This window comes from Pirellulales bacterium (genome assembly GCA_019694435.1).
Taxonomy (GTDB): domain Bacteria; phylum Planctomycetota; class Planctomycetia; order Pirellulales; family JAEUIK01; genus JAIBBZ01.
This window is the reverse complement of the sequence record JAIBBZ010000002.1, coordinates 419617-432855: the sequence shown is the minus strand read 5'-3', so window position 1 is coordinate 432855 and position 13239 is coordinate 419617. Positions and strand designations below refer to the sequence as shown.

The 13239-nt window shown below is 66.6% G+C and carries 9 protein-coding genes; 5 read left to right on the top strand and 4 right to left on the bottom strand.

The annotated features are described in order from the left end of the window. The first annotated feature begins 296 nt into the window (after positions 1-296). Complete coding sequence (locus K1X74_03935) at positions 297-3842, top strand: glycosyltransferase (GenBank protein ID MBX7165479.1); 3546 nt, start codon at positions 297-299, stop codon at positions 3840-3842. Between the two features lie 69 nt (positions 3843-3911). Here K1X74_03935 and K1X74_03930 read toward each other — a convergent pair whose 3' ends face one another. Then, on the bottom strand, positions 3912-4391 hold the full coding sequence (locus K1X74_03930; protein ID MBX7165478.1) for a TraR/DksA C4-type zinc finger protein: 480 nt from the start codon (positions 4389-4391) through the stop codon (positions 3912-3914). 163 nt (positions 4392-4554) lie between these two features. On the opposite strand from K1X74_03930, the gene K1X74_03925 reads away from it, so the two are divergent. The 3 genes from K1X74_03925 to K1X74_03915 are packed head-to-tail and all read left to right on the top strand — an operon-like array spanning position 4555 to position 8356. Continuing rightward, positions 4555-5442, top strand: a complete 888-nt coding sequence (locus K1X74_03925; protein ID MBX7165477.1) for a phytanoyl-CoA dioxygenase family protein — start codon at positions 4555-4557, stop codon at positions 5440-5442. A 5-nt stretch (positions 5443-5447) separates the two neighbouring features. Then, the gene (locus K1X74_03920) at positions 5448-6899 is read left to right on the top strand and encodes a sulfatase (GenBank protein MBX7165476.1); all 1452 of its coding nucleotides are present in this window, start codon (positions 5448-5450) and stop codon (positions 6897-6899) included. Continuing rightward, on the top strand, positions 6896-8356 hold the full coding sequence (locus K1X74_03915; protein MBX7165475.1) for a sulfatase: 1461 nt from the start codon (positions 6896-6898) through the stop codon (positions 8354-8356). Before K1X74_03920 ends, K1X74_03915 begins: the two co-directional genes overlap by 4 nt. Positions 8357-8383: 27 nt before the next feature. On the opposite strand, the gene K1X74_03910 is transcribed toward K1X74_03915, so the two are convergent. Then, positions 8384-9343 (bottom strand): phosphatidate cytidylyltransferase, encoded by a 960-nt coding sequence (locus K1X74_03910; protein ID MBX7165474.1) that lies wholly within the window; start codon positions 9341-9343, stop codon positions 8384-8386. Further along, positions 9343-10017 (bottom strand): 1-acyl-sn-glycerol-3-phosphate acyltransferase, encoded by a 675-nt coding sequence (locus K1X74_03905; protein ID MBX7165473.1) that lies wholly within the window; start codon positions 10015-10017, stop codon positions 9343-9345. The genes K1X74_03910 and K1X74_03905 overlap by 1 nt, the downstream gene beginning before the upstream one ends. 173 nt (positions 10018-10190) lie before the next feature. Between K1X74_03905 and K1X74_03900 the strand changes: the two genes are divergently transcribed. Continuing rightward, positions 10191-11768 carry an aldehyde dehydrogenase (NADP(+)) gene (locus K1X74_03900; GenBank protein MBX7165472.1) on the top strand — a complete coding sequence of 526 codons (1578 nt, stop codon included), beginning with the start codon at positions 10191-10193 and terminating at the stop codon, positions 11766-11768. A 120-nt stretch (positions 11769-11888) separates the two neighbouring features. On the opposite strand, the gene K1X74_03895 is transcribed toward K1X74_03900, so the two are convergent. Continuing rightward, the gene (locus tag K1X74_03895) at positions 11889-13142 is read right to left on the bottom strand and encodes a cytochrome c (protein MBX7165471.1); all 1254 of its coding nucleotides are present in this window, start codon (positions 13140-13142) and stop codon (positions 11889-11891) included. Positions 13143-13239 lie beyond the last annotated feature (97 nt).

Below are 13239 nucleotides of genomic sequence, written 5' to 3'. Positions count from 1 at the left end.
CGGCGCCTCGGGCGGCGTGTCGATCAACAGCTGGCAAGTCATCGACCGCACGACCACCGACGAACGCGTCGCCGCAGCCCGCACCACCGCCGCCCCCAGCGGCCAGCATTGGTGGTGGGACTAAGGCCAGCGAGTCGTCCCCGCTCAACGCGCTGCCCTGCCAGCACTGCTAGCTGGCTGTCTCGGCGAGCCGTCTTGTTCCAGCATGCCGGCGCCCGCTATACCACCACTCGCGCCGCGGCTGCGTCAGGAGGGAACCTCGACGCCGCGCCACGGTGAGTCGAGGGAGACCGGCGATGGGCTTTGGCAGGGATGTCTCACGTTGGTATGCGCGCGCGGGCCAGTGGTGGGGAAAAGCCAAGCTCACGGCGGCCGCCGAGCCTTCGACCGCGGCGCCGGCCACACCGGAAATGCCGGCGCTAGCCCCGGTGCCTGCCCATCCTTATGCCCAGTGGATCGCTGAGAACGAGCCGGGCGCAGACGACCTCTACCGACAGACGCAATGGTCGCAAGCGCTCAACCGCCCGGTGCGGTTCAGCATCGTCACACCGCTTTACCAGACGCCCATCGACCTGCTCGAGGCGGCCGCGCGTAGCGTGGGGGATCAGACCTACGGTCACTGGCAATGGTGCCTTGCCCTGGCCGACGACGAATCGCGGGCCTTGCGCCGCACGGTCGAACGGCTGGCGACGATCGACCCGCGGATCATCCTTGCCCGCATGCCGACGAACCAAGGAATCGCCACGGCGACGAACACGGCCCTGGCCCGGTGCAACGGCGACTACGTCGTGTTTCTCGATCACGACGACGAGCTGGCGCCGTTTGCCCTGTATGAAGTCGCGCGGCGTTTATCCTCCGAGCCGCAACTTGACCTGGTTTATTCCGACGAAGACTACCTGGCCGCCGACGGGAGCTATCGCTACGGCTTGACGGCCAAGCCCGACTGGTCACCCGAGACCTTTCTGGGCCACAACTATCTCTGCCACCTGGTGGCCATACGCCGGGACCTGATCGAGCAGGTCGGCGGCGTGCGCGAGGGCTACAACGGCGCCCAGGATTGGGACCTGCTGTTCCGCGTCACCGAGCGGACCGGCGCCGTGGGGCATATCGCCAAGTGTCTTTATCACTGGCGCGCAGTGCCCACCTCGTGCGCGAGCGGCCTGGCGGCGAAGCCCTATGCCCAGGAGGCGCAGCGTCGCGTCGTGACCGATCATTTTCGGCGGCGCGGCATCGAGGCCACGGTCGAGACGCTGCCTAATGCGATGCAACACGTCACCTGGGAGCCGCCGTCGTGGCCCTTGGTGTCGATCGTGATTCCCACGCGCGATCAGGCCGAGCTGCTGGAAGAATGCCTCGACGGGCTGCTGTACGGCACCGCGTATCCGCACCTCGAAGTCGTGCTGGTTGACAACGGCAGCAGCGAACCGGCGACCGCGGCGCTCTACCGGCGCTTGGAGAGCGAGCAGCGCGTGCGGCGGATCGACTTCGACCAACCGTTCAATTTCTCGGCCGCTTGCAACGCCGGCGCGGCCGCAACCCGGGGCGAAGTGCTGGTGTTCTTGAACAACGACACCGAAGTGCTGCACGACGATTGGCTCGCCGAGCTGGTCCGCTGGGCGCTCGTGCCGGAGATCGGCATCGTCGGTCCCAAGCTATTGTTCCCCAGCGGTAAGATTCAGCACGCCGGCATGGCGCTGGGCATGCACGCCCTGTGCGGCCACTTGTTCTACGAACAAAGCGACGATGTGCTGACCGGCTACGGCGGGCCCAACTCGTATCGCAACGTCACCATGGTAACCGGCGCCTGCCAGGCCATGCGTCGCGAGGTGTTTACCCGGCTGGGCGGCTTCGACGAGCGCTACGAAATTGCCTACAGCGATTGCGCGTTGTGCCTCGCCGCGCTGGGGGCCGGGTATCGCAATCTCTACACGCCCTATGCGCGGCTCATGCACCACGAGTGTGCCACGCGCGACGCGAGCTGCCCTCCGCACGACGCTCGCCTGTTTGCCGAGCTGATTGCGCGCCTGGGGTTGCGTCACGATCCGTATCTTTCGTCGCACCTGGACATTTCCGAGTCGCTCGCCTTGCCGCGCCTGTATGCCCGGCCCAACGCGGACCAGGTCCTGGTTCACGCGCTGGAGAACACGTTGCATCCCGAGGGCGGGAGTGACCCGGCCAACTTTGCGCTGGAGATCTTTCGCCGCCGGCCCGAGCTACGGGCCTATTTTCCTTGGGCGTTCTTGCCGCATCGCCGCGACGGGTTTGCTGACTGGCTGGCGAAGCACGCGCACCGCGAATACGGCGCGATCGCGCCCGAGGCTCTGCCCGAACTGCGGCGAACGATCCGCGAGGACCTGGGCACCAACCTGGCCGAATGCTACCTGCACAACGCCGACTGGCAGCGCGAATACCCGCTGGCATTGACCGCCTTCGACGACGGCGCCGGGCTGAACCTGCTGCGCGACGAGCGCGTGCGCCTGCCGGGCGGCGCGCGACCGACCAGCCGGCTGACGCCGCTCGACCAATTGCGCCGGCTGGCACAGACCGCGCCCGGCGTGGCGCGATTGTTGCACGAGGCGACCGAGCACGAGCCCGCGCGGCGCCAACTGCTGGCCTGGGCGCGTGGGCCGGCGCGCCAGCGCTACGAGCTTTCGCCCGACTGGCTCGCGCAGCTCGAACGCCAGGTTCGCGAGGGCGAGCTCCAACGGCCCGGCGTGAATCTGATCGGCCACCTTGCTTCGCACGCAGGCCTGGGCGAGGCGGGACGCGGTCTGCTGCGCGCGCTGCGCGAAGCCGAGGTGACGGTTGCCCCGCGCAACGTCGCTCATCCCTGGGGAATCGATGGCCGACTATCGCACGGCTACTACAGTCTCGACGTGCACGACATCGACCTGTACGTCTTGCAGCCGGAGGGAATGGCGACACAGTTGCCCTATGCCGGCGTTCACTATCGCGAGGCGAACTACCGGATCGGCATGTGGACCTGGGAACTCGAACACGTGCCCGACTATTGGCTGCCCGTACTCGACCAGGTCGACGAGGTGTGGGTTCCCTCGCGGTTCGTAGCCGAGGCGGTGCGCAAGGCCACCGATTTGCCGGTCGTCCGTGTGCCGTACTGCGTCGAGTTGGGCGAAGTCGAGCCGTTCGATCGCGGCGAGCTGGGGCTGCGCGCCGACGATTACGTGTTCCTGTTCATGTTCGACAATTCGAGCGTCATGGCCCGCAAGAACCCCCTGGCCGTGGTCGAGGCGTTCAAGCGGGCATTCGCGCTCGACGACCGCGCAGCCTTGGTGCTCAAAGTCGGCCGCAGCGACTACGACGGCTGTAGCTTTGCCGACTTGCGCCGGGCCACGAGCAATCACAACATTCGCCTGTGGACGGCCCCGCTGTCACGCGGCCGCACCTATGGCTTGATCGACGCCTGCGACTGCTACGTCTCACTGCATCGCAGCGAGGGCTTCGGACTCACGCTGGCCGAGGCGATGCTGCTGGGCAAGCCGGTGATCGGCACGGCATGGTCGGGCAACATGGACTTCATGACCAACGAGAACAGCCTGCCAGTCGCCTACGACCTGGTCGACGTGCCGGCCGGCTTGCCGTTCTACGAATCGGGCAACCGCTGGGCCGAAGCGTCGATGGCCCAGGCCTCGGACCAGATGCGCTGGGCCTTCGAGCACCGATCCGCCGCACGGCAAATCGGCGAAGTGGCCCGGCAACAGGTCGGCTCGTGGCTGTCGAGCGCGACGGTGGGCCGGATCATGCGGCAACGGCTGGCCGAAATCGCCGCGCTGTCGGACCGGCCGGCGCGACGGCAACACCAGTCAACCACGACGAACACCTGATCGCAGCCTCGGTCATTCACGAGAATCGCCCACCACGCGCGATCCCGGCTTGAAGTCCTCGCGCGATGACTAGCGGCACCGCGGGTTGGTGCAGGACAACTGCATGCGCGTGATCCCGGCACGCACCGCGCGCAACACCATCGGCGAACCGCAGCGCGGACAATACTCGCCTTCGACGGCCGCGCCGGGCCGCTCGGTCTTGCGCTGGCACGCCGTGCACATGCGCGTCTGCGGCATCAACTCCAGGCGTTCCGGTTCGATCGCTCCGCCGCAACCCTCGCAACGCGGCGTCTCAGGCCAGTCGCTGTCGCCACCGCTGGTCGACTGGTCCCAACGTCCGACGACCAGCCCACGGCGACCGCAACCCGGACACGTCAGCTTGCCGGCCGCGACGGGCAGCAACTCCGCGAGCTCGGCCGGTGTCGCGCGGCTGTTCGAGCGGAGCATGCGCGCCTTGCGCAACCAGGTTGGCGCCGTGCTCGCCAGCACCAATTCGCTGAATTCGCACTGCGGGCAGCGCAGCACCTGCGGTGAAAAGTCGGAGGACATAGCGATGCTGCTCCCAGTGGCCGTGAGTGTCTGCCTGCGGGACCCCGACGACGATCTTACTCGCGGATAGCCGCCGTGTGCTGGCGATCGCAGGCGCCGGGGCTATGCTGGTGCTTCCGGAACGGGAAGGCCGGCGTTCCGCACATCGCATCCGAGGCGCACCATGTCTGTTCGCGATCTTGCCCAGCGCCACGAGCTGATTGGCGATTTGTTCCGCCTGCCGCAGACATTGCGCGAGTGGCAAAGCTACGCGCTGACCGATGACCAGATCGCGTTCTACCACGAGCATGGCTACCTGGCCGGCATTCGCATTCTCGACGACCAGCAGTGCGACCGGTTGCTCGAGGAATTGCAACAGATCGCCGATCCGGCGTCGCCGGGCCATGAATTGTTCTACGAGTTTCACTCGAACGAATCGCCCGACCCGAACCGGGTGCTGTTCCATGCGTTGGGGGCCTGGCGGATTGCTCCGGGCTTTCACGATTTGCTGTGGCATCCGGCGTTCACCGTGCCGGCTTCGCAATTGCTCGGCGGCGCAGTGCGGTTCTGGCACGACCAGTTGTTCTGCAAGCCGGCCCACCACGGCGGCGTCGTGGCCTGGCACCAGGACTACTCCTATTGGACCCGCACCAAGCCGCTGGCCCACTTGACCTGCTGGATCGGGCTCGATCCTGCGACGCGCGACAACGGCTGCCTGCAATACGTGCCTGGCAGCCATCGCTGGGACCTGCTGCCGATCACCGGACTGGCAGGCAACATGGATGCGATTTCGCAGGTGCTTTCGCCCGAGCAGTTCGCGGCACTCCAGCAGCCCGTCACCATCGAGCTACCGCGCGGCTGTTGTTCGTTCCATCATCCGCTGATGGTGCACGGGTCGCGCGAAAACCGCACCGCGCAGCCGCGCCGGGCGGTGGTGGTCAACGCTTTTCGCGACGGCGTGCGGAGCGATTCGGACCAACCGCTGCTCGCCGGGGTGCCGCCGATCGCGCCAGGCGAAGCGATGGGAGGCACGTTCTTTCCGCTCCTGTATGACCCTCAACAGGTGGACTGAAGACCATGCCAACATTCAACGTGCGACGGGCCAGGCTGCTGCTGTTGCTGATCGCGTGCGCGTCGAACGCGTGGGCCGCCGATGCGCCGCGGCGCAACGTCCTGTTTATCGCCGTCGACGACATGAACTGCGACCTGGGCTGCTATGGCAACGCCCGCATGCAGTCGCCGCAGATCGATCGGCTCGCCGCGCGCGGCACGACGTTTACCCGCGCCTATTGCCAGTTTCCCTTGTGCAGTCCCAGCCGCGTGTCGCTGATGACGGGCCTGCGCCCCGACACGACCGAGGTGTTCGATCTGCAGAAAGACTTCCGCCGCACGTCGCTGCCCGACGTGGTGACGCTGCCGCAGATGTTTCGCCGCGCGGGCTACGTGGCGGCCCGCGTCGGGAAGATCTATCACTACGGCAACCCGGGCACGATCGGCACCAACGGCCTCGACGACGCGGCTTCCTGGGACGAACGCATCAACCCGATCGGCCGCGACAAACGCGAAGAGCACCTGCTGACGAACTACACGCCGCGGCGCGGACTCGGCTCGTCGCTGTCGTTCCTGGCCGCCGAGGGCGCGGACGAGGAGCAGACCGACGGCATCGGCGCGACCGAGGCGATCAAGCTGCTCGAAAAGCACCGCGAGCGGCCATTCTTTCTGGCCGTGGGATTTTATCGCCCCCATTGCCCCTACATCGCTCCACGGCGCTACTTCGACCTATATTCGATCGCCGAGAGCACCCTGCCCATCGAGCCGGCCGGCTATCTCGACCGCGTACCGAAACCGGCCCTGGCCTCGACGACGCCTTATCCGCTGTTCGGCGTCACGACCGATCAGGGCCAGGAGGCGATTCGCGCCTACCACGCGACGATCAGTTTTGTCGATACGCAGGTTGGCCGGCTGTTGGACGCCGTCGAGCGCCTCGGGCTGACCGAAAGCACGGTCATCGTCTTCTGGAGCGATCACGGCTACCACCTTGGCGAACATGGCCTCTGGATGAAGCAAAGCCTGTTTGAAGAATCGGCGCGGGTACCGCTGCTGATTGCCGCACCGGGGCAGAAGGCGGCCGGCCGCGCGTGCCAGCGGACGGTCGAGCTGGTCGATCTCTATCCCACGCTGGCCGAACTTTGCGGCGTGGAACCGCCAGACAACCTGCATGGCGAAAGCGTGGCGCCGCTGCTCGACGACCCGACCCTGGCTTGGGATCACCCGGCATTCTCGCAGGTCTGGCGCGGGAAATTCCCGGGCCACAGCCTGCGGACCGAGCAATGGCGCTATACCGAATGGGACAACGGGCAACAGGGGACCGAGCTTTACGACCACCAGCGCGATCCGCACGAACTCGACAATCTGGCCGGCCAGCCAGCCTTCGCGGCGGTCGAGGCCGAGCTGCGATCGCGGTTGCGGCTCAATTGGCCGGACGACTGTTATTCCAATCGGCTGGCCCACGAGAAAGGTGCGCGATGAACCGATCGTGGAAACCGCTGTTCGCCGCGGGCCTGTTCGCGGCATGCCTGGGTACCGGGCCGGTATGCGCTGCCGGTCCGCCGGCAGAGCGTCCGAATATCGTGCTGGCGATTGCCGATGACTGGGGCTGGCCTTATGCCGGCGCCTATGGCGATCGCGTGGTGCAAACGCCGACGTTCGATCGCCTGGCCCGCGACGGCGTGTTGTTTACGCACGCGTTTGTGTCGTCGCCGTCGTGCACGCCGAGCCGCGGGGCGATCATCACCGGTCAGCATTTCTGGCGGCTGGGCGCCGGGGCGAACCTGCATAGCATCTGGCCCCAGGGGCAATTCGCCGAGTATCCCGCGCTGCTGAGCCAGGCCGGCTATCACGTCGGCACCTATCGCAAGGCGTGGGGGCCCGGCCGCGGCAATCCGGGCGGCAAGCCCTACAAGAGCGTGGCGGCATTCTTCGAGGCGCGGCCGGCCGGGTCGCCGTTTTGCTTCTGGTTTGGGTCGAGCGACCCGCATCGCCCCTTCGATCTCGACTCCGGAGCGCGCAGCGGCATGAATCTGGCCGACGTGCACCTGTTTCCGCAGTATCCCGACGTGCCGACCTCGCGGGGCGACGTGGCCGACTATTGCCTGGAAATCCAGCGATTCGATCGCGAACTGGGCGAACTGATCGAGTATCTCGAACGCAGCGGCGAGCTTGAGCGGACGCTCGTCGTCGTGACGGGCGACCACGGCATGCCGTTCCCGCGCGGCAAGGGCAACGTCTACGACTGCGGGGCGCGGGTCCCGCTCGTCGCGCGGCTGGGCGGACAAGTTCCCGGTGGGCGGACGGTCGACGACCTGGTCTCGCTGGCCGATCTGGCCCCGACCTTCCTCGAGGCCGCAGGCGTGGCCGTGCCTGAGGAAATGACCGGCCGTAGCCTATGGCCGATCTTGCGCACGGACCGCTCGGGCCGAGTCGATCCGGCGCGCGAGTACGTGCTCATCGGACGCGAGCGGCACACGCAATCGCAAGAGGCGCCCGACCGTGGAGGCTATCCCGTGCGCGCCGTGCGGACTTACGACCACTTGTACGTGCACAACCTGCGGCCCGATCGCTGGCCCGCTGGAACGCCCGACTGGCAGCGGGCATTTTTCGAACGGGCCTGGTTGTCGGATTGCGACAACGGCCCCACGAAGCGCTATCTTTGGGACCACCGCGACGAGCCGGCGATCAGGCCGCTTTATGAGCTGTGCTTTGCCAAGCGTCCAGCCGAGGAACTGTATGAACTGGCCAGCGACCCGGACCAGATGCGCAACCGGGCCGACGACCCGCAACTGGCAGCGGTCAAAACTCGATTGGCCGAGCTGCTCGACGCACAATTGCGAGCCACGAACGATCCGCGGTTGTCGGGCGGGGGCGACGCACTCGAGGCGCATCCCTATCTTGGCGGCGGCGGTGGGCAATGGCTCAAGGACGAATGAGCAGGAGAGGTCACGCCGCGCTTACCGCTACCACTCGGCGTAAAAATACCGCGTGAGGTGAAAGAAGATCGGCGCGGCAAAGCAGATCGAGTCGATTCGGTCGAGCACGCCGCTGTGCCCCGTGACGAGCACACCGGTGTCGGCTACGCCGCGATCGCGTTTGATGGCCGACATCGTCATGCCGCCGGCAAAGCCCATCGAGGCAATGATGGCCGACAGGACGGCCGCGGCCCAGATTTCAAACGGCGTGGCCCAGGACAACGCCGCACCCAGCAAGGTGCAGCTACCGACGGAGCCGAGAAAGCTCTCCCAGGTGCGATTCGGGCTCACGGCCGGGGCGATGATCGTACGCCCGGCGAGACGCTGCCAGACATACTGCATGACGTCGCCCAACTGCGTGATCAGCACGAAGAAGAACAAGAGCCGGGCGCGATCGACCGGGTCTTCATAGCCCTCGATCTTGAGATACATCAAGGCCGGCGCGTGGCTCAGACAGTACACGCAGATCATCAGGCCGGCTTGGATCTTGGCCGCGCGTTCGAGAAACCGTTTGAAGTCGCCCGCCACTGCGATGCGCGCCGGGACGAACAAGAACGCATACACGGGAATCAAAATCGTATACAGACCGTATTGGGCGGCGCCCATGCCGACCAGCAGATATTGCAGCGGCGTGAAGACGAAAAACACCCAGAACAACGCGCGGTGATCGCCGCGGCGCGTGGGCGTCAGCGTGACAAACTCGCGCAGCGCCCAAAAGCTGATCAGCCCGAACACGATCGTCGCGCCCAGGCGGCCCAGCAGCAGCGCGGCCGCGAGCACCGAGCTCATCAACCACCAGGCCCGGATTCGCCGATTGAAGCCGTCGATCAAGGCCGGATTGAGCGTGGCATCGCGGCGCACGCGCAGGTACTGCCCGATGCCCGTTCCAGCGGCCAGGGCGATCAGCGTTCCGCCGACCAAGAACCAGGTCCGGGCATTGGCATCCATCAATCGTTCCCCAGATCGCGCAACCGCCGCACGGCGTTGCGTGCCCGCTGCAAGAACTCCTGCTTCGGCTCACCTTGCTCCAGCCACATCGGCGGGCCGAATGTGATGCAGGTCAACAGCGGCACGGGCAGGAACTCGCCCCGCGGGAGTACCCGGTTGACGTTGTCGATGTGCACCGGAATCAACTCGAGTTCCGGTCGTTTGCGGGCCAAGTGGTAGAGCCCGCTCTTGAATTCATCAAGCTCGTCGGCCGTGTTGCGATGGCCTTCGGGAAACACGATCAGCGAATACTTGTCGCCGATGGCGTCGAGCATCATCCGCAACGGGTTGTTCGAAAGCTTGACGTTGTCGCGGTCGATCAACAACGCGTCGAACACCCGGGTAGCAATGAACCGCCGAAAGGCGTTCTTTTCCCAATAGTCTTTGGCAGCGACCGGCCGCGTCAGCACGCGACACTCGCCGGGCAGCGCCGACCACAGCACCAGGGCATCCAGGTGACTGGTGTGGTTGGCAAAATAAATCCGCTGACAGGTGTCGGGCTGCGAGTCGATCCACCGCGTGCTGGCCCCAGAGAGCAGCCGGGCCAACAACGCCAGGGCATTGGCGGTGAAGTCGAGCTTATGAAACTCGCCGCGTGCGCTGGGGGCCGGGGAAGAGGCGGTCGCCTCGGACATGCTGCGGTGCTCCTTTGGCAATCGATCGTAGCCCCCCCGCGGGGGCTCGACTAGGTCTGATGCGGCGGACGCAGCACAGGTCCGCGCCGCGCGAATTGCAGGCCGGCGAGCGGGCGCGCTATAACCTTCGGCGCACGAGTTCATTTAGCCTTCTTTCCTACGCGGAATTACCGATGTCGTTCGTACCCATCCTGGTCGCAGGACGCTGGCAAGCCGCTCAAGCCTGCGGAAGCTTCACGGCCGAGAACCCGGCTAACCGAGAGCGATTGCCGGCAGAGTATCCCACGAGCACCTGGGCCGACCTCGACGCGGCGCTCGATGCCGCTGCCCGGGCCGCCGAGCAACTGGCCACCGACGACGGCCAACGCGTCGCCGCAATGCTCGAGCAATATGCCGAGCGGATCGAAAAGCGCAGCGAAGAGATCGTCTCCCTGGCTCATCAGGAAACGGCACTGGCCATCCGACCGCGCCTGGCCGAGGTCGAATTGCCACGGACAACCGGCCAATTGCGCCAGGCCGCTGCGGCCGCGCGCGAGGGGTCCTGGCGCCAGGCGACGATCGATTCCAAGGCAAATTTGCGCTCGTGCTACCGGTCGCTTGGTCCCGTGGCGGTGTTCGGGCCCAATAATTTTCCGCTGGCCTTCAACGGCGTGGCGGGGGGCGATTTTGCCGCGGCCCTGGCGGCCGGCAACCCGGTGATCGCCAAGGCGCACCCTGCGCATCCCGGCACGACGCGCCTGCTGGCCGAAGAGGCCCACGCGGCCGCCGACGCCGCCGGACTTCCGGCCGGCTCAGTCCAGATGCTCTACCATTTCGAGCCGGCCGACGGACTGCGCCTCGTGGCCGACCCGCGGCTGGGCGCGACCGGGTTCACCGGCAGCCGGCAGGGCGGGCTGCGGCTCAAGGCTGCCGCCGACGCCGCCGGCAAACCGATCTACCTGGAAATGTCGAGCATCAACCCCGTCGTCATCCTGCCCGGCGCCTTGACGGAGCGGGGGGGTGAAATCGCCAGCGAATTTGCCGCGAGCTGCCTGATGGCGGCGGGCCAGTTCTGTACCAATCCGGGACTGGTGTTGCTTGTCGCGGGGCCCGAGGCCGAGGCCTTCATCACGGCATCCGCCGAGGCGTTTCGGACCGCTCCGGTGAGCACCCTGCTGACGGCGCAGGTCGAACATGCGCTGGCCCAGGCGATCGCGGCGCTGCGCACCGGGGGCGCCCAACTCGTGGTCGGCGGCACGCCCTCGGGTGGCCGCGGATATAGCTTTGCCAACACGCTGCTGCGCGTGACCGGCGAGCAGTTCCTGCAGGCCGGCGAGGCGCTGCAAGCCGAGGCCTTCGGCAATGCATCGCTTGTCGTCGTGGCTCGCGACGTCGAACAAGCAGCGACTTGCCTGCGCGCGCTCGAGGGCAACCTGACCGGTTGTGTTTACAGCGCCCGCGACGGCCGCGACGAAGCGTTGTACGACCGGCTCGCGCCGCTGCTGCAGCGGCGCGTGGGACGGTTGTTGAACGACAAGATGCCGACTGGCGTGGCCGTTTCGCCTGCGATGAACCACGGTGGACCGTTCCCCGCCACGGGGCACCCGGGCTTTACGTCCGTGGGCATCCCCGCGTCGCTGCGGCGATTCGCGGCCTTGGCAAGCTACGACAACGTGCGCGAGCACCGATTGCCGGCAGCCTTGCGCAACGCGAACCCCAACGGCCGGATGTGGCGATTGATCGACGGCGCGTGGACGCAAGGAAACCTCTAAGCCGGCTTCCCACCGCGATCGCCGCGGGCAGCAACCTCATCCAGCATGCAGTGTGAGTTCGCGCTCGTCGTGAACAGCCGCGGCACTCGGCGACCGCTCCCGCGTATACGCCATGCGCGCTCAGAGTGTCTTGAGATACTCGAACACCGCCGTCTGCTCTTCGGGCGACAATTCATCGGGAAAGTTATGGCCCGCGGCGCTCTTGCCGGGCAGCGCCGCGTCGAAATAGGTGCGGCGCGCATCGCCCCGACGGTCGGCCCGCGGAATCTCGTCGAACGTCGTCACCTCGAGGCCCAGACGATCGTGGTCGTAGCCATCTTCGGTCCGCCGCCAAAGCTGCGGGCGCGCCTCGGGATGCAGCACATGCCACAAGGTGGGCACCGAGCCGTTGTGAAAATACGGCGCCGAGGCCCAGATACCGTAGAGCGGTGGCGCGACGTAGCCGTCTGGTTCTGCTTCGACCCGTAAGTTGCCGTCCTCGTTAAACCAGCTTTGTTCGAAGAACCGGCGATGCTCGGCCGGCATGCCGGTCAGCCGCTTCGCGTCGGTGCCCACCACGTCGATCGGCACGCGCTTCTCAGGATAGTCCGGCTGGGCGCCGTAGTGCCCGTGGCACTCGGCACATGTCCGATTGAACGCCGTCTCGCCGCGCGCGGCGAGTGCCCGATCGATCGCACCGGGGTAGGGGGGCGGTTCGAGCGACTCGATCCAGGCCAGGACGTCGCGAAAATCATTGTCCCAGGATCGGACTTCGGCGCCCGAGTTGGCCGCGGTCAGCGTGAACTGCATGATCACGCGATGCGTCTTGGGCACGTAGCCGTCGATATACAAATGGCGCTTGTGCCGGGTGTTCCAGAGCGGCGGGGCGTCGAGATCGTAGTGCTCCAGCCGGATCGAGCGCGGCCGTTCGAGCAGCTCCAGGTTCGCGTCGCGCATCGCCAACAGGGCGACGCTGAACGTCTGCGCGTTGGTCGTGCCGTTGGTACGCCCCAGCGGAAACGCCACGGCCATCATCGCCTCGGGCCCGAGCGACTGGCCGCGGCTCTGGCGAAACCGCAACAAGTCCTGAGCCAAGGTCTGAAACGCAAAGTGTGAATTGCCCACAGCAGGCTGCGGCCGGCCCTCGACCTTGCCGCCGTGGCAGGCCAGGCAATTGATGGCCAGGCCGCCATCGGCCGTCTGCACGTAACCGAGCGGGAGCCCCTCGGGATCGTCGGGACGTGGGATGAGTCCGTAGCGCGTGAAGGCCAGCTTGCGTCGCTCGGCGGAGGACGCCCCGGCGGCTTGAGCACGCAACGGCTCGGGCCAGACTTCCCAGATCTGGGCAAAGTCGTCCACCGAGATGTCGGCAGGGTTATACGGCTTGTGCAACAACAGCCAATAACCACGCTCGGCCGGCGTCAGGCTTGCAGGCGGGCTCGGAGTGCTCTCCGCCGCAAGAGCTGCGCCGCCCAGAGCGCACCGGGCGCCC